General features: G+C 73.4%; 11 protein-coding genes. 5 read left to right on the forward strand and 6 right to left on the reverse strand.

Annotated features, from left to right (window positions below; genetic code table 11):
* The first annotated feature begins 139 nt into the window (after positions 1–139).
* The 3 genes from D7044_RS11820 to D7044_RS11830 are packed head-to-tail and all read left to right on the forward strand — an operon-like array spanning position 140 to position 3,338.
* Complete coding sequence (locus D7044_RS11820) at positions 140–1,084, forward strand: SseB family protein (protein WP_120679275.1); 945 nt, start codon at positions 140–142, stop codon at positions 1,082–1,084.
* Positions 1,081–2,055 carry an SMI1/KNR4 family protein gene (locus D7044_RS11825; protein WP_199716582.1) on the forward strand — a complete coding sequence of 325 codons (975 nt, stop codon included), beginning with the start codon at positions 1,081–1,083 and terminating at the stop codon, positions 2,053–2,055. The genes D7044_RS11820 and D7044_RS11825 overlap by 4 nt, the downstream gene beginning before the upstream one ends.
* A complete protein-coding gene (locus D7044_RS11830) occupies positions 2,052–3,338 on the forward strand; it encodes a S8 family serine peptidase (RefSeq protein WP_120679277.1) in 1,287 nt (428 codons plus the stop codon). The genes D7044_RS11825 and D7044_RS11830 overlap by 4 nt, the downstream gene beginning before the upstream one ends.
* Positions 3,339–3,349: 11 nt before the next feature.
* Here the strand turns inward: D7044_RS11830 and eccB are convergent, their stop codons facing one another.
* Together eccB and eccD are read right to left on the reverse strand one after the other, a co-directional pair.
* On the reverse strand, positions 3,350–4,744 hold the full coding sequence (gene eccB, locus D7044_RS11835; RefSeq protein WP_120688859.1) for a type VII secretion protein EccB: 1,395 nt from the start codon (positions 4,742–4,744) through the stop codon (positions 3,350–3,352).
* Positions 4,745–4,751: 7 nt separating this feature from the next.
* Positions 4,752–6,128 carry a type VII secretion integral membrane protein EccD gene (gene eccD, locus D7044_RS11840; protein WP_233563213.1) on the reverse strand — a complete coding sequence of 459 codons (1,377 nt, stop codon included), beginning with the start codon at positions 6,126–6,128 and terminating at the stop codon, positions 4,752–4,754.
* A 213-nt stretch (positions 6,129–6,341) separates the two neighbouring features.
* Here eccD and eccCa point away from each other — a divergent pair, with 213 nt between their 5' ends.
* A complete protein-coding gene (gene eccCa, locus D7044_RS11845; protein ID WP_120688860.1) occupies positions 6,342–10,292 on the forward strand; it encodes a type VII secretion protein EccCa in 3,951 nt (1,316 codons plus the stop codon).
* A 44-nt stretch (positions 10,293–10,336) separates the two neighbouring features.
* On the opposite strand, the gene D7044_RS11850 is transcribed toward eccCa, so the two are convergent.
* The 4 genes from D7044_RS11850 to glpK all read right to left on the reverse strand — a co-directional run bounded on the left by D7044_RS11850 (position 10,337) and on the right by glpK (position 16,207).
* The gene (locus D7044_RS11850) at positions 10,337–11,365 is read right to left on the reverse strand and encodes a polysaccharide deacetylase family protein (RefSeq protein WP_120688861.1); all 1,029 of its coding nucleotides are present in this window, start codon (positions 11,363–11,365) and stop codon (positions 10,337–10,339) included.
* Positions 11,362–12,495, reverse strand: a complete 1,134-nt coding sequence (locus D7044_RS11855) for a type VII secretion protein EccE (RefSeq protein ID WP_120679285.1) — start codon at positions 12,493–12,495, stop codon at positions 11,362–11,364. The genes D7044_RS11850 and D7044_RS11855 overlap by 4 nt, the downstream gene beginning before the upstream one ends.
* A 385-nt stretch (positions 12,496–12,880) precedes the next feature.
* Positions 12,881–14,557, reverse strand: a complete 1,677-nt coding sequence (locus tag D7044_RS11860) for a right-handed parallel beta-helix repeat-containing protein (RefSeq protein WP_120679287.1) — start codon at positions 14,555–14,557, stop codon at positions 12,881–12,883.
* 165 nt (positions 14,558–14,722) lie between these two features.
* Positions 14,723–16,207 carry a glycerol kinase GlpK gene (gene glpK / locus D7044_RS11865; protein WP_199716583.1) on the reverse strand — a complete coding sequence of 495 codons (1,485 nt, stop codon included), beginning with the start codon at positions 16,205–16,207 and terminating at the stop codon, positions 14,723–14,725.
* 126 nt (positions 16,208–16,333) lie between these two features.
* On the opposite strand from glpK, the gene D7044_RS11870 reads away from it, so the two are divergent.
* Positions 16,334–17,272: a ribose-phosphate diphosphokinase gene (locus tag D7044_RS11870; protein ID WP_120679858.1), complete on the forward strand. Its 939-nt coding sequence runs from the start codon at positions 16,334–16,336 to the stop codon at positions 17,270–17,272.

The raw sequence follows: 17,272 nt of genomic DNA on the forward strand, positions 1-17,272 counted from the left end.
TCAGGGGACGTCGATGGACGGCGACCGGCCCGTAGCCTAACGTGCGCCGTCGGCGGGGTCCCGCCCATCGACGTCGGATCGCTAGGCTCGGACCCGACGGCGCGGGAAGCGCGACGACGCGTGGGGGAGGAGACCCGTCGTGGACGAGTCGTGGCAGCCGGCCAACGACACCGAACGGGCGCTGCTGCGTGCGGCGCAGGCCGACGACCGGGTGGAGTTCTTCCGGATCCTGACCCGGGCCGAGCTCTACCTTCCGCAGCTGAGCGGCGACACCGACACCGCAGGCCAGCGGTTCATCACCATGGACCTCTTCGGGCAGCCGTTCCTGCCCGTGTTCACCTCGGTCGAGACCATGGCGCCGCGGATCGCCGGGGTGGCCGACGCCTACACCGTGACCGGGTACGACGAGCTGCGTGAGCGGTGGCCGATGGCCGACTGGAAGCTGGCGGTCAACCCAGGCACCCCGCTCGACGTGTACCTGCCGGTGGAGGCGGTCCAGGCGGCGGCGGACGGCGAGTTGACCGTACCCGCGGGTCTGGAGGTCCTCGCCGAGGTCGCCGAGGCGACCGCCGGTGAGGAGATCACCGCCGCCGTCACCGACGGCGACGACGGCGACCTGATGGCGGAGTTCGAGGCCGCGATGGCGCGGACCGCGCGCACCCCGGAGCCGGACACCGCCGAGCTGCTGCTCAGCGCCGGGGAGAGCGGGGACGTGGCCGGCTACCTGGACGCTCTGCTGGACGCGATGGTGGTGCTCCCGACCGCCCGCCCGGTGGACGATCCGGCCCAGGTGGTCGACCTCGACTTCCCGTGGCGTCCGGTGGGGCCGCCGGAGGCCCCGGTGATCGAGGTCTTCACCACGCCGGAGCGCTTCCAGCGGGCGTACCCGGACGGTGCGCCGAGCCTGCGCGCCACTCTCGTCTCGCTGCTCACGGTCTGGCCGGAGGGGCATGCCCTCGCCGTCGACCCGGACTCACCGGCGGGCATCACCCTGCCTCCCGAGCAGGTGCAGTTCCTGCTGCTCTGGCCGTCCGCCGACGAGGAGGCCTCCGACGGGGACACCACCGGCGGGTGGCCGAGGTGAGCGGGGCGCCGCGGATTCCCGGCTCGGGGTACGCCTTCGGCGTGTTCCACCCGGCCTCCCCGATGCTGCGGATCCGCTACCGCCAGGGCGTGGCCGTCGACCCGCACGGGTTTCCCGACTGGGTCCCGTACGCCCGCGAGGTGGTCGAGCTGCCGCCGCTGCCACCCGGCACCGGCGTCGACGTGGCCCGGGTGCTGGCCGTGGTCACCGCCAACCTGGCGCTGGCCGACCCGGCCGACCCCGACGCCCGTACGCCGCTGGGCTGGACCTGGGCGCACCTGGCCGGAGCCCGCCGGGTGGCGCTGGTCCCCGCCGAGCTGCACGCCGCCTTCCGGCACCTGGGCGGGGTCAGCGCCGGAGACGCCGACCACGGGCGGCGGGGGTTGCCGGTAAAGACCGCCGAACCGCCACCGATCGAGGTCGCCGAGCGGCTGTCGCCCGAGGTGGTGGCTCTCGTCGAGGAACGGGTCGGTGGTCCGCTGCCCGCCGGCTACCGCGACTTCCTCGCCCGCACCAACGGCGGGCGGCCCGGGTGGCCGGCCGTACACCCGCGTTTCGGGTTCGTGGTCGACCAGCCGTTCCTCGGTGTCGCCCGCTCCGACGGGCTGCAGGACCTCGGCTACGCCAACACCTGGTGGGCGGACCGCTTCCCCGCACAGTGGCTGGCCGTCGGCTACGTGCAGGGCGGGCTGCTCCTGGTGAAGATCCGGGGCGGGGACGAGGGGTCGATCTGGTACTGGGACGATGACGACCCGCGAGCCCGCGACGGCGACAGCGCCGCGGAGATCGGTGACCGGTTGCTGCACCGGTGCGCGGACGGCTTCGGTTCCTTCTGGCAGGCGCTGCGCGCGGTCCCCGCCACGCTGTGGGAGTCCGCAGCCAGAGCGGTCGCCGAGGGCCGGGCGGTGCGGGTCGACGACGACCGGATCGGTACGGCCCTGCCGGTCACACGGCGGGCCGGCGTGAGATGACGGAGGTACAGGTCGGAATGGCGAACCGTCGGCTGGCACGGACGGTACGACGCTGGACGGCGGGGGCGGCGGCCGCCGGCACCGTGGCCGCCGTCCTGGTGGGGCCGGCGGCGCCGGCGCAGGCGGCACCGGAGTGCGCGCAGCCGGGTGGCCAGGTCACCGCGATGCCGTGGGCGCAGCAGGTGCTCGCCCCCGAGCAGGTGTGGCCGTTCAGCCAGGGAAGCGGAGTGACCGTCGCCGTGCTCGGCTCCGGTGTGGACGGTTCACACCCGCAGCTGCGCGGCCGGGTGCTGGAGGGCTACGACGCGGTCCGCCGAGGCGGCACCGCGAACAGCGACTGCACCGGGGCGGGTACCCGAGTGGCCGGGCTGATCGTCGCCCGGCGGACCGAGGGGGCTCCGTTCACCGGACTCGCGCCGGCGGCCCGCATCCTGCCCGTCCGGGTGCGCGACGACGCCAGCCCCGGCGACGCGCCGGCCGATCCGCAGGTGCTCGCCGACGGCATCTCCTGGGCGGTCGACCGGGGTGCCCAGGTCGTCGCGGTCACCATCGACTCGGACCGGGACGCCCCGGCGCTGCGGGAGGCGGTGGGCAGGGCGGCCGACCGGGGGACCATCGTGGTGGCCGCCAGTGGCGACCACGGCGACGACGGCAATCCGCCGTCGTACCCGGCGGCTTATCCGGAGGTGCTCGCGGTCGGGGCGATCGACCAGCAGGGCCAGCGCTGGGGCCGGTCGCAGTTCGGTTCCTACCTCGACCTCGTCGCCCCGGGGGTGGGCATCACCACCACGCAACGCGGTGGCGGGCTGACCGAGGCGGCCGACGGCACCGCGCTGGCCTGCGGCTTCGTCGCCGCCTCGGTGGCACTCACCCGGGCGAAGCGGGCCGGGACGCCGCGCAGCGAGCTGATCCGGCTGCTCACCGCCAACGCGGTGCCCGGAGCCGACCCGCAGCAGTACGGGCACGGCCTGGTGAACCCGTACGGCGCGATCAACGGCCAGCTGCTGCCGAACGGGAAGCCGGCGTCGCCCCCCGGGTTCACCGCCGCCACCGAACGGACCGACCCGGCCGAGGCGGCGAGCCGCCGCACCGCGCTCACCGGCGCGCTCGCCGCGCTGATCGTGGTTCTGCTGGTCGCCATCGTCGCGATCATGCTGCCCCGGGCGCGGCGGCGGCGCTGGCGGGCGGCGGTCGCTTCCCGTCCGGTGACGCCGCCGGAGCCCGACGAGCCGGGGCCGCCCGTTCAGCTCTTCGACGAGGTCCCGGCCGGCCCGGCCCGCTGACGCCCGGGCGCTCAGCTCCCCGCGCCGGCCACCGCGGGCAGCGTGGCGGCGCGGGGATCGAGCGACGGCCCGGTCGGGATGAGCAGGATCAGGCTGGGTGGCACGTCGAGCGCCGCCTCCGCCGGGTATCCGAGCAGGCCGAGCACTGCCGCCGACGGGACCGGATACCGGATGCCGAGGTCGGTGACGATGCTGTACGAGCCGGGGCTGTTCAATGCCTTCAGCACGGTGACGCGCCCGGCCGGGGCGAGAATCCGGTCCGCGAGCGGGATACCGTCGGGTGAGACCGAACCGGTCGGCGTGGCCCGTTCCGCACCAGCCACGCCGCCGCCCACCGTCAGCTCCGGCGGCTCGCCGGAGCTCCGGGTGACGGCACAGATCTGCTGACCGCCGTCGACCGTGACGAGCCGTGGCGGCGTGGCCGGTGGCTGACCGTTCGTCGCGGGCGGCGGAGACTGGCTGCTCCTCGGCAGCGAGGTCACGTCGGAGACCGGCACCTCGATCGGCTGGTGGCCGTACCGTCCACTGAGGATCGCCTGCTGCACCGGAGTGATCGGCGCCACGCCGTCGGCGAGCACCAGGTAGTGCTGGGGGCCGGAGCCGGTCTGCGCGACAAGCATGTCGCCGTTGCGTCGCCCGGGCACCGCGTCCGACCGCTTCTCCCGGTTCGCGATCGGCACTGCGGCGAGGTCCGCACCGGCCGGCATCGCGTTGAGCCAGGAGGTGCCGACCGGTGCGGGGGTGACGGCGCCGAAGAGCGCGGGCACCAGGACCCGGGACTCCTGCACCAGGTGCCGGCGACCGTGCCACACCAGGTACGTCATGCCCAGCGCCGCGTCCGTGACGAGGAGCCCGCCGTCGCCGACCCCGGTCCCGCCGGAGGGCGTGGCGGCGAGCGCGAGGGTCACCGTGGTCGCCGCCTGCCCGCTGCCGTTCGGGTTCGGTGTGGAGCAGACCGACCACGGCAGGCCGGTCTGCCCCTTCACTCCGGGCAGCGAATCGGGCGCGTTCGGGATGCCCATCGGAACGCCCCGGGGCACACCGGCGAGGGTCCCGCTGGAGACCCGAGCCACCGGAGCGCCGGGCTTGCCCACGGCCAGCAGCGCCGAGGTGTAGTTGAGCGTCGGGTGCAGCCTGCCGTCCAGGAAGACGTAGGTGGCGCCGTTCTCCTTCTCGACCACCACCGAGCCGGGCTTGCGCCAACTGTCGCCGCCGACCTTGGTCAACAGGCCGTAGATGCCGACGCCGGCGGCGACGAGCACAGCCACCATCAGCCCGCCGAAGAGCGCGCCGATGCCGCGGCGCAGCGGTGACTGTTGCGGATCGGTCTCCCGCATCACGAAGGCGGAGATGACCCGCTGGGTCATGAACTGGTACGACTGAAGCTGATCCCGCCGTGTCGCCATCCGTGCCTCACCCGCCGATCGAGGCGAACATTCCCTGGATCGCCCCGAACAGGCCGATCACCGCGCAGGCCAGCGGAATGAGCGCCATGATGGCGACCACGTCCGCGATGTCGGCGGCTCGGCCGAGGTAGGGCGTCGGCCGCCGCCGGCTGAACCGCAGCCCGGCCGCCAGCACCACCGCCGCCGCGGCGAGCACACCGACCAGGACCAGCAGCCGTCCGCCGCCGGACCCGGTGCCGGACATCTCGCCCATCGCGAGGGCGACCAGCCCGAGCAGGCCACCTGCCAGCAGCGGAATCCGCTGCTCGGCGGTGGGGAAGAGTCGGGCGCGCAGCAGCATCGCGCCGGACCCGCAGAGGGCCAGCAGCGCGCCCGCCGGCGTCTGGTCGTGGTTGAGGAGGAAGGCGATGGCCAGCGCGCCGCAGATCGAGACGGAGAGCAGCATTCCGGTGAGCAGCTCGGCGGCCCGGGCGACGGTCACGAAGACCTTCGCGCGCTCGGGCACCGGCCGGTCCTTGAGGATCTCCTCCGGCCGGTCGGGCAGCTCCGGCACCGGCAGCTTGCCCAGCCAGCTGGCGATCAGCGGGTAGCCGGGCAGCAGCCCGATGACCGTGGTCAGCGTGGCGGCGGCCGCCCCGGCCGGGGAGACCCCGGCGTAGCTGAGCAGCGCGGCGAGCAGGCCCGTCACGCTGGCCGCGAGCCCGGCCATGAAGAGCCGCTGCACGCCCGCGACAGTGGCGTACCCGATCAGGCTGAAGACCAGCAGTGTGGACGAGCCGAGCAGCAGCCCGGGGGCGCCGATGCCGGTGACCGGGGTGCCGTCGGGGGTCGCCAGCAACGCTCCACCGAAGAACCCGTAGGGGAGGCCCGCGGCGGCCACCACCGCGCCGGTGGTGGCGTCGCCCATGGCCCGGGAGAGCACCGGCCCGGCGATCGCGAGCAGCAGCGCGACGCCGAGCGCCACCAGCGCCGGAACGAGCCACGGCGAACCGATCGCCAGCAACGCGATGAGGCCGACCCCGAGCAGCGCCGCGGTGACCGCCAGCGCGCATCGTCGGGTGGCGTCGTCGCTCCAGGGCCGGCCGGCCCGGCGCGCGCTGCTCGCGATCACCTCGACCACGTCGTCGTAGGCGAGATCGGGCCACTCGTCACGGCCGGGCGCCAGGTGCAGCAGTTCGCCGTCGCGTACGCCCTGCGCGGACAGGTTCCGGTTGGCCTCCAGCAACGTGCCGGTGGCCCGCCGGAGCACCCAGCCGCCCTGCTGCTCACCGACGTCGCCGAGCCCTTCACCGGCGTGCCGGAGCAGGTGCGGCATCAATTCCGCAACGAGCATGGCGTTCGGTAACGCCACGTCCATCCGCCGCTTGGGAGCGGCGATAGTCACCCTGGCCAGACTGAGACCGCCGGGGGCCGTCACGCTGGTCACCTCCCGTGCATGCGTCTGCGCGCGGTCGCTCCTCGGCCTCCGCGCCGGTCAACGTAACACGGCGGGATCGAGGCCGGCGTCCGTCCGTCGGCGGGCGGCGGTCCCTGCGCGTGACGAACGGTCGATAGGATTGGCGCCGCTGTCGGCCAATGTGGTGGGAGGGACTGGCAGATGTCGTCGTTGGTGGTCGTCAAACGGCCGCCCCGTCGGCCGGCGCCCATGTTGCCGACCGGTGAGGTGTTGCTCGATCCTCCGCCCGAGGTGCCCCCCGCGGGTGGCCGCGGCTGGACCCGCATGCTGATGATCCTGCCGATGGCGGCGGGCGCCGCCGCGATGGGCCTGATGATGGGCATGCAGCGCGGCGGGGTCATGACCTATGTGGTCGGTGGAATGTACGGCGTCTCCATCCTCGGCATGATCGCCGTGATGGTGGTGAACCAGTCCGGCCCGGGCAAGAAGGAGATGATCGAGTCCCGCCGGCAGTACATGCGGCGACTCGCCCAGCTCCGGGCGCAGGTACGGGCCACCATCCGCCAGCAGCGGGAAGCCCTGCACTACCGGCACCCGGACCCGGACGCGCTCTGGTCCACGGTGACCAGCGGGCGGCTGTGGGAGCGACGCCGCGGCGACGCCGACTTCGGCGTGGTGCGGATCGCGCTGGGGCCGCAGGAGGTGGCGACCCCCCTGGTGCCGCCGCAGTCCCGCCCGGTGGACGAGCTGGAGCCGCTCTGCGCGCTGGCGCTGCGTCGCTTCGTCTCGACCTACTCGGTGGTCCCGGACCTGCCGGTGGCGATCGCGCTGCGCGACTTCTCGCACGTCTACCTGCGCGGCGAGGGGGACGCCGTGCCGAACCTGGTCCGCGCGATGCTGGCCCAGATGACGTCCTTCCACGCCCCCGAGGACCTGCTCGTCGCGTTCTGCGTCGCCGAGGAGAAGCGGGCCGAGTGGGAGTGGGCCAAGTGGTTGCCGCACGCCCAGCACCCGGACAAGCTCGACGCCGTCGGGCCGATCCGGCTCTTCGCGCCGACCGTGGTGGCACTGGAGGCGATGCTCGTCGACGTGTTGGCCAACCGGCCCCGCTTCGACCCCGCCGTGACCCAGTCGGCGATGCCGTACGTGCTGGTGGTGATCGACGGCGGACATGTCGGTGGCGCCGACCACCTGATGACCGAGGGCGGCCTGGCCGGGGTGACCGTCCTGGACCTCACCAGCCGGCCGCCCCGCCTGCTCGACGAGACCTCGGTGGTGCTGGAGGTGGCCCCGGACGGCAGCGTCTCCGGCGCCACGGCGGACGGCAGCACGCGGGTCGGCCAGGCCGACCGCCTGGAGCGGGACCGGATCGAGGTGCTCGCCCGCGAGCTGGCCCCGCTGCGCCTCTCCGCGGTCTCCTACCAGGACCAGCCGGCGGTCAACGTCGACCTGGGCCTCGCCGAGCTGCTCGGCCTCGGTGACCCGTACGAGCTGGACCTCACCGAGAGCTGGGCGAGCCGCCCCACCCGCAACCGGCTCCGGGTGCCGATCGGCGTCAACGAGAGCGGGCGCCCCATCGAGCTGGATCTCAAGGAATCCGCTCAGGAGGGCATGGGCCCGCACGGCCTGCTGGTCGGCGCCACCGGCTCCGGCAAGAGCGAGCTGCTCCGTACGCTGGTGCTCGCCCTGGCGGTGACGCACAGCCCGGAGATCCTCAACCTGGTGCTCGTCGACTTCAAGGGTGGCGCCACGTTCGCGGCGATGGACCGGCTGCCGCACACCAGCGCGGTCATCACCAACCTCTCCGAGGAACTCTTCCTGGTGGACCGGATGCTCGGCGCCATCCAGGGTGAGATCACCCGCCGGCAGGAGCTGCTGCGCCGGGCCGGCAACTACGCCTCGCAGCGGGACTACGAGCGGGCCCGGGCGGCCGGGGTGCCGCTCGCCCCGCTGCCGAGCCTGCTCCTCGTGGTCGACGAGTTCAGCGAGCTGCTCAGCGCCCGCCCCGACTTCATCGACATGTTCGTGCAGATCGGCCGCGTCGGCCGGTCACTCGGCATGCACCTGCTGCTCGCCTCGCAACGGCTGGAGGAGGGGCGGCTGCGGGGGCTGGAGACGCACCTCTCCTACCGACTGGGCCTGCGGACCTTCTCCTCCATGGAGAGCCGCGCGGTGCTCGGGGTGGCCGACGCGTACGAGCTGCCCCGCTCGCCCGGACACGGTTACCTGAAGGCGGGAACCGAGGGCCTGATCCGGTTCAAGGCCGCGTACGTCTCCGGCGCGGTGCGGCACTTCAGCGGCGTACCGACCGTCGGTGGCCGGCAGATCGACCCGGTACGCGACTACAGCACCGACTACGTTCCGGTGGCAACCGACGAGGAGCCGGACGAGACGCCGGAGACCTCGAACGAGGAGGTCGTCGGGGAGAGCCTGCTCGACGTCCTGATCGAGCGGATGGAGGGGCGGGGCGCCGCCGCCCACCAGGTGTGGCTTCCGCCGCTGGACGAGCCGCCCACCCTCGACCAGCTGCTCGGTTCGATCGTGCCGATCCCGCAGCGGGGCTTCGCGGCCGCCGCGGAGGAGCGGCACAACGCGCTGCAGGGCGTCGCGGGCATCGTGGACAAGCCGCTGGAGCAGAGCCGCGACCCGTTCTGGATCGACCTGTCCGGGGCGGCCGGCAACGTGATGGTGGTGGGCGCCCAGCAGACCGGCAAGAGCAACGTGCTGCGTACGCTCGTGGCCAGCCTCGCGCTCACCCACACGCCGCGCGAGGCCCAGTTCTACTGCCTCGACTTCGGCGGCGGCACGCTCGCCGCGCTGAGCGGCCTGCCCCACGTCGGTGGCGTGGCCAACAAGCGTGAGGTGGACAAGGTCCGCCGCACCATCGCCGAGTTGCACGGCCTGATGCAGGCCCGGGACGCGATGTTCGCCACGGAGGGCATCGAGGGTGCGGCGGGCTACCGCCGGGCCCGCCGCGAGGGGCGGTTCCGGCAGGACCCGTTCGGCGACGTCTTCCTGGTGGTGGACGGCTGGTCCACGCTGCGCGCCGACTTCGAGGACCTGGAGCCCCTGGTCACCGAGCTGACCAACCGGGGTCTCGGCTACGGCATCCACATCCTCGCCGCGACGAACCGGTGGATGGACGTCCGGCCGGCGGTGCGCGACATGTTCGGCACCAAGGTGGAGCTGCGGCTCGGCGAGCCGGCCGACTCGGTCATCAACCGCCGGGCCGCGGTCAACGTGCCCGAGCAGAGCGGTCATGGCCTCACCCCGGACGGCCTGCACTTCCTCGCCGGCCTGCCGCGGGTGGACGGTCGGCCGGAGACCGACGACCTGGCGGACGCCCTCGGCGCCCTGGTGAAGCAGGTCCAGCAGAACTGGACGGCGGCCGGCGCCCCGCCGGTGCGGCTGCTCCCGGCCGAGCTGCCGTACGACTCGCTGCCCGCCGCGCAGGGTGGCCTGATCCCGGTCGGCATCGCCGAGACCAACCTGCAGCCGGTCACCCTGGACTTCACCGCCGAGCCGCACCTGCTGCTCTTCGGTGACGTCGAGGCCGGCAAGAGCACCTTCCTGCGCACGTTGGCCCGCAGCATCGTGACGGGCAACGACGCGGCGCAGGCGCGGATCATTCTGGTGGACTTCCGGCGCAGCCTGCTGGGCGCGGTGGAGAGCGAGCACCTGATCGGCTACGGCACCTCCCAGCAGGTCACCACCGACCTGGTGAAGCAGGTGGTGACGGTGATGAAGGAACGGCTCCCCGGCCGCGACGTGACCCAGGAGCAGCTGCGCAACCGCTCCTGGTGGAAGGGGCCGGAGCTGTACCTGCTGATCGACGACTACGACCTGGTGGCCGGTGCGTCGGTCAACCCGCTCGGGCCGCTGCTGGAGTTCCTGCCCCAGGCGCGGGACATCGGCCTGCACCTGATCCTCACCCGCCGGATCGGTGGCGCGGGTCGGGCCATGTTCGACCCGGTCATCGGCCGGATCAGGGAGCTGGCCTCACCGGCGATCATGATGTCCGGCCCGCGCGAGGAGGGTGCGTTGTTCGGCAACATGAAGCCGCAGCGGCTCCCCGCCGGCCGGGGCTGGCTCTTCACCCGCCGGGGCGGCGCCCAACTGGTTCAGCTGCCCTGGCTGCCGCCCAACCAGTGAAACCGGGTGGACCGGGCCGGCGGTGCCGGCCCGGTCCAGCACGGTCAACGGCGCGGCGGCCCCAGCACCTGGCGCTCCAGGTCGGTCTGGTGCAGCCACAGGTGGCGGTCACCGTCGGTACCGACCATGGTCAGCATGTCGTCGGCCATCACCTGGAGGAACCGGGCGCTGTCCTGCGGCAGCCGCAGGGCGTGCTGGGCCAGTGAGGACTCGGCCGCCCCCAGTCGCTGCAGCAGACAGAGCCCGCTCTGCTTGAGCGTCGGCCAGGCGGCCGGTTCGAGTCGCCGCACGATGGTGAGCCGGGTCTGCCACGGCTGCTCCGGCAGCGCGGTGTTCAAAGCGGCCGGCGGCACGTCGTGGATGAGCAGCGTCGGGCGTTGGGCGGTGGCCGGCCGGACCGCACCCGGCTCGGTACGGATCTCCACCCGGTCGTCGACCCGCCCCAACGCGGCAGGACCGAGGCCGTTCCACACCGCCGGTTCGGCGGTCACCACGGTGACCCGTGCCCCCAGCGCCAACGCGCGGAAGGCGAGGAGCTGCCCCGCCCAGACCCCACCGACCAGGGCGATCCGCCCGGGCTCGGGGCGGAACATCCGGACGGTCACCGGTGTCCGTCGACGGTCGGCCCCCAGCACGAGACCGGCGGAGTAGCGGGCCGGACTGAGCCGGGTCAGGGCCGTCGAGGAGACGCTGTGGCTACCGATCCGCAGGCGGGGCATCCGACCGGCGGGTCCACGCCGCGCCGTCCCCGGCTCGGCCTCGAACGGATGGGCCGGCGGGTCGGTAGGCCGGCCCGGATCTCCGTATCCGGCGGCGAGCGGGCTGGCCACGGCGCGGGCGAGCCGGTCGCCGCGGGCCGTCGCCAGGGCGGTGGCGGTGGCCGTGGCACCGGCCTCGGCGCCGGCCGACGGCGCCGCGACCACGGCCGCGTTCTCGGCCGGCGCGGGGGCCGGTTGGGTGGCGGTCGACGGCGGGGCGGCCGCCGCGGCGGCACCCGGGTACCCGGAGTTGCCCGGCGACCCGGCGAAGTTCCCGGGTACCGCCGCGCGCCCCTGGTCTCCGGATCGGCTCATCCCGCGCCACCTCCCGTCGGCGCCGACGCGTAGACCGCCGGGCCGTGCTCGCCGTCGAGCGGGAAGAGCTCCCCACCCGCCTTGCCCACCCCGTCGGCGACCGCGCCGGAGAGCTGGGCGAGCGCCTGCGCCGGGCCGGTCAACCGGACCAGCCCGCGCAGGCCGAAGTCTTCGTCCGCGCCGTTCGCGGTGAGGGTCAACGAGACCGTCACCATCGACGTGGGAATGGTGTCCAGCCAGCCGAACATCGCCGCGGCCCGGTCGACCGGCGGCCATTGGCGGATCCAGTAGCAGCGGTGCGCGAGCTGGCCGTAGTGCCAGGCGGACCACTCCTCGCGGACCTGCTCGGCACCCGCGTGGGTCTCCGGGGTGAACCCGCAGGACTGGGCGAGGGCCGCGACCAGCGCCTCGGCGTCCAGCAGCCGGTGGACGACCCCGACCCGGCGCAGCGACTTGCCGACCCGGCGGGCCAGCGCCGCCACCACGGAGGGGGCGAGGCTCAGGTCGACCGCGTAGTCCGAGAGCGCCTCGGCGAGGGCGCGCGCGTCCAGCCGGACCGTGACCCAGGTCGTCCGCTCCGCCGGTACGACCGGGCTGTCCAGACCGGCCAGCAGGCGGCGGTAGGACTCCTTCGCCACGGTCGCGTGGGCCGCCTCCGCGCTGTTCGAGGGCACCGTGCTGGTCACCACCTGGAGCACGGCACCCTGCTGGCCGGCCTCGCTGAGCGCGGCGGCCAGCAGGTCCAGCGGCAGGCCGGGGGCCGGCCCGGCGCCGGACTCCGGCGGGACGACGGCGGCCACGGCGAACCAGCCGGCGTCGTCGCGGGCCACCCCGATCACGCTGCCGTCGGACATCGCCACGTTCTCCGCCGACAGGCTGGGGGTGAGGCGATGCAGGATCCCGAGGCGTGCATCGGCGGTGACCGGCGCCCCGGTGAGCCCACGGCGTCGGTGCTGGCGGGCCATCACCTGGCGCTCCAGCCACCAGCGCCCCTGGGAGCGGAGGAAGGTCACCGACAGCACGAGGACCCCGAGCACGGCGGTGCCGATCAGCGCCGGCATCCCGATCAGGCCGCTGGCCAGGACGCCCAGCACGACCGCCTCGAGAACGAACAGTTGCAGTACGTGCACCTCGCCGACCCGGCCCGGGCGGCGGCGGGCTCGAAGTCGCGGGGCTTCGGCGGAGCCGTCGGGTCGTGTGTCGGGGCGTGCTGGTCGCGGTGCTCCGGTCATCTCCGGCTGCTACCTCCAGACGCATTGACTTGTGTGGTCGGCACTCGGGCTCCGCTCATCATAGGAACTTCGGTGCCTCGCCCGGGACCCGTGGGCCACCGGACACTGAAGACCGTACGCGCATCGTCTCCCGCGCCCTCCCGGTAGGCGTTCGACGCCGACCGGTCGTTGTCGACCATCCGGTCGCCGCGGCCCGTCGAGCCGTACCCCGATGGCGGCGACCGGGCCCGCCGCCGGCGCGGTGGCCTGGCAGGGAGGGCAGCCGTCGGATCGGGACCCCAGGTCAGCGGGTGGCGACGAGCAGGTCCTCCAGCACCAGGGTGCGCAGGTCGTCCCGGCTCGGCATCCGGCCCAGCGCACGCAGCCGCCCGGACTGGGCCTTGCGCATCCCCTCGATCAGCTTGCGAGCCTCGCGCGCGTTGCCGAAGTTCTGGTCCCGGTCGATCTGGCCGAACCACTCCAGCAGCCCGTCGGTCAGGCCGTCGAGCAGCACGTAGTCGTCGTTGCGGGCGATCCGCCCGACGATCTCGACCAGCTGTTCCGGGCTGTAGTTCTCGAACTCCAGCGTCTTGGCGAACCGGGAGGCCAGACCCGAGTTCGCGTCCAGGAAGGCAGCCATCTCGTTGGTGTAACCGGCCACGATGACGGCGACCTGGTCCCGGTGGTCCTCCATGAGCTTGACCAGGGTGTCGATCGCCTCCTGACCGAAGTCGCCACCCGTGCTCCCGGCCCGGGAGAGGGTGTACGCCTCGTCGATGAAGAGCACGCCGCCCAGCGCCTCGTTGAACACCGAGGAGGTCTTCTCCGCGGTGTGGCCGATGTACTGCCCGACCAGGTCGCGGCGGGCGACCTCGCGGAACTGGCCGTTCGGCAGCACCCCGAGGGCCTTGAGCAGCTGTCCGTACAGGCGGGCCACTGTCGTCTTACCGGTGCCCGGGGCGCCGGTGAAGATCAGGTGATGGCTGACCGCGCCGACCGACAGGCCGGCGTTGCGCCGCCACTCGTTGACCTGGATCTCGTCGATCAGCGAGCGGACCTCCGCCTTCACCCCCTCCAGGCCGATCATCGAGTCGAGCTCACCGAGGAGTTCGTCGACCTTCTGTTCGTCCTGCCCGACGGAGCTGCCCGAGCTGACGCCGGCCTTCGGCCGCCCGCCGCCCGCCTCGCCCTCGCGGAGCACCGTGGTCGCGCCCTCGGCGATCCGGATGCCCGGCCGGGCGGTCTGCTCGGTCCGGCAGCCCTCCACCACCCCGGCGCAGCCCCGGCCCACGTCGATGCCGACGCCGGGGGTGTCGTGCACCCAGCAGTCCACGATGGTCGGGCCGCTCTGCAGCGCGACCACGATGCCCGCGTCACCGGTGGCCGAGATGTCGCAGCGTTCGATGGTGGGGCGGGCGGCCTGGTAGACGTACATGCCGCGGAAGCCGCTGTTGACCACGGTGCAGTTGCGGATCGTCGGATCGGCGCCGAGCCGGACGATGATGCCGTCCTCGGCGACGTCCCGGATCTCGCACTGCTCGATCGTGCCGCCGGCGTCGGAGATGACCATGCCGTGCTGCCCGCCGGTGACCGTCACCTCGACGGCGTCCAGCCGCGCGCCGTCGGTGACCGACACCGCCGCGGCGTAGCCCGCGGCGACCGTGCACTTCTCCATCCGTAGCCGGCCGCCGGCCGCCTGGACGGCGGGGTGATCGGCGCCCTTCACGACCAGGCCCTGGAGGACGACCTCGCCGCCGGCGCAACCGATCGTCGGCCGGCCGGCCCCCTCGCCGTCGATCGTGACCGAACCGGCCTCGCCCGCGGCCGACAGGGTGATCCGCCGACCGGCGAGGTGCAGGGCCTCGCGGTAGACGCCGGCCTCGATCGAGACCACCGCGCCGTCCGAGGCGATCTCGAGCGCGTCCGAAATGGTCGGACAGGCGCCGGGTCGATCTGGGGAGACTGTCAGCACGCGCACGATGGCCCCGCTCGGTCGTGGAAGGGACGGACCGGAACGCCCGTGGGCGTCCGGCTCGAAGAGTACCGGTCCCTTCGTGACGGTGACGGCCGCGTCAGATGGTGAAAGTGCCGGCCGGCGCCGGGGCGGCCGTCTCGCGCGCGCCGCCGGACGTGGTGCCCGGGAGCGTCAGTCGACCCAGTCCAGGGTCCGCTGCACGGCCTTGCGCCAGTTGCGCAGCTCACGGTCGCGATGCGCCGGGTCCATCCGCGGCGCCCACTCGGCGTCCGAGCGCCAGTGGGAGCGCAGCGTGGCCAGGTCGGGCCAGAAGCCGACCGCCAGGCCGGCCGCGTACGCGGCGCCGAGGCAGGTGGTCTCGGTGATCCGGGAGCGGACCACCGGGACGTCGAGCACGTCGGCGAGGAACTGCATGAGCAGCCCGTTGGCCGTCATGCCACCGTCCACCCGGAGCCGTCGCAGCGCGACGTCCGAGTCGGCGTTCATCGCGTCGACCACCTCGCGGGTCTGCCAGGCCGACGCCTCCAGCACCGCTCGGGCCAGGTGCCCCTTGGTGATGTAGCCGGTGAGCCCGGCGATGACTCCGCGCGCGTCGCTGCGCCAGTGCGGGGCGAAGAGCCCGGAGAAGGCCGGCACCACGTAGCAGCCGCCGTTGTCCTCGACCGTGCCGGCCAGCTCCTCGACCTCGGGCGCGGTGGAGATGAGGCCCAGGTTGTCCCGTAGCCACTGGACCAGGGCGCCGGTCACCGCGATGGCCCCCTCCAGGGCGTACGCGGGCGGCTCTTCCGCGATCCGGTAGGCGACGGTGGTGAGCAGGCCGTGCGCCGAGGTGACCGCGCTCGTGCCCGTGTTGAGCAGCAGGAAACTGCCGGTGCCGTACGTGCACTTCGCCTCTCCCGGCTGGAAGCAGGCCTGCCCGAAGAGCGCGGCCTGCTGGTCGCCGAGGGCGCTGGCCACCGGCACCCCGGCGAGCACCCCGGTCGCCGTCGCGTAGACCTCGGCGGAGCTGCGGATCTCCGGCAGCATCGCGGCCGGTACGCCCATCGCGTCGAGCAGTTCCGGATCCCACTGGAGGGTGGCGAGGTTCATCAGCATGGTGCGGCTCGCGTTGGTCACGTCGGTGACGTGCCGGCCGGTCAACTTCCAGATCAGCCAGCTGTCCATGGTGCCGAAGAGCACCTCGCCGGCCTCGGCGCGGGCCCGCAGCCCGTCGACGTTCTCCAGCAGCCAGCGCAGCTTCGGCCCGGCGAAGTAGGTCGCCAGCGGCAGCCCGGTGCGTTCCCGGAACCGCTGCTCGCCGTACGCCTGGTCGAGCTCGCGCAGCAGCTCCCCGGTCCGGGTGTCCTGCCAGACGATCGCGTTCGCCACCGGGCGGCCGGTCGCCCGGTCCCAGACCACTGTGGTCTCCCGCTGGTTGGTGATGCCGACGGCGGCGAGACCGGCGGCGTCGGTGCCGGCCGCCCGCAGCGCCTCGCGCACCACGTGCTCGACGTTCGCCCAGATCTCCTCGGCGTCGTGCTCGACCCAGCCGGGGCGGGGGAAGATCTGCCGGTGCTCCCGCTGCGCCACGGAGACGATCTCCCCCGCCCGGTCGAAGACGATGCACCTCGAAGAGGTGGTGCCCTGATCGATGGCGGCGACGTACTCTCCGGTCACGGCAGCACCGTACCCGCACCGGCGCGGTCGTGCCGACCGCTCCGATCGGCGTCCGTCGTGTTTCGCCGCCGAGCCGTACGGCCCGGCGCGCGGCGCGTCCCGCGTCCGGCCGTACGATCTGCAAACGTGCGCGACATCGCCGTCTTCAGCGGATCTGCCCATCCGGAACTCGCCGCCGAGATCTGCGACCAGCTGGGTGTGCCGCTTCGCCCGGTGCGGGTGTCCCGGTTCGCCAACGACTGTCTCGAGGTGCAGTTGCAGGCCAACTGCCGGGAGCGGGACGTCTTCCTGATCCAACCGCTGGTGCCTCCGGTGCAGGAGCACCTGGTCGAGCTGCTGCTGATGATCGACGCGGCCCGGGGCGCCTCGGCCGGCCGGATCACCGTGGTGCTGCCGCACTACGCGTACGCCCGGTCGGACAAGAAGGACGCCCCGCGCATCTCGATCGGCGCTCGGCTCGTCGCCGACCTGCTCACGTCCGCCGGGGCCGACCGGGTGCTGGCGATGACGCTGCACTCGCCGCAGGTGCACGGATTCTTCAGCGTCCCGGTCGACCACCTGCACGCGCTGCGCGAGCTGGCCGGCCACTTCAAGCGCTACGACCTGAGCAACACCGTGGTCGTCTCGCCCGACCTGGGCAACGCCAAGCAGGCGGCGGCCTTCGCCCGGATGCTCGGTACGCCGGTCGCGGCGGGCGCGAAGCAGCGGTTCAGCGACGATCGGGTCACCATCAGCGCGGTGATCGGTGACGTGTCGGGCCGGGACGTGATCGTGCTGGACGACGAGATCGCCAAGGGCAGCACGATGATCGAGTTGATGGACCACCTGCGGGAGCGGGATGTCCAGTCGATCCGGCTCGCCTGCACGCACGGCCTCTTCTCGGGCGGTGCGTTGGGTCGGCTGAGCGAGCAGCCCGGGGTGTTGGAGATCGTCTGCACCAACACCGTGCCGATTCCGGCCGAGAAGCGGGGCCCGAAGCTCGAGGTGCTCTCGGTCGCGCCGGCGCTGGCCGAGGCGATGCGGCGGATCCACAACGGCGAGTCGGTCAGCGCTCTCTTCGGTTGA

Origin of the sequence: Micromonospora musae (genome assembly GCF_003626635.1) — a bacterium.
Classification (GTDB): Bacteria; Actinomycetota; Actinomycetes; order Mycobacteriales; family Micromonosporaceae; genus Micromonospora; species Micromonospora musae.

Bases quoted from the DNA above. Each gene is read 5' to 3' on its own strand.
- D7044_RS11850 (WP_120688861.1), bottom strand. From the start codon at position 11,365: ATGAGCCGATCCGGAGACCAGGGGCGCGCGGCGGTACCCGGGAACTTC.
- D7044_RS11830 (WP_120679277.1), top strand. From the start codon at position 2,052: ATGACGGAGGTACAGGTCGGAATGGCGAACCGTCGGCTGGCACGGACG.
- eccB (WP_120688859.1), bottom strand. From the start codon at position 4,744: ATGGCGACACGGCGGGATCAGCTTCAGTCGTACCAGTTCATGACCCAG.
- eccCa (WP_120688860.1), top strand. From the start codon at position 6,342: ATGTCGTCGTTGGTGGTCGTCAAACGGCCGCCCCGTCGGCCGGCGCCC.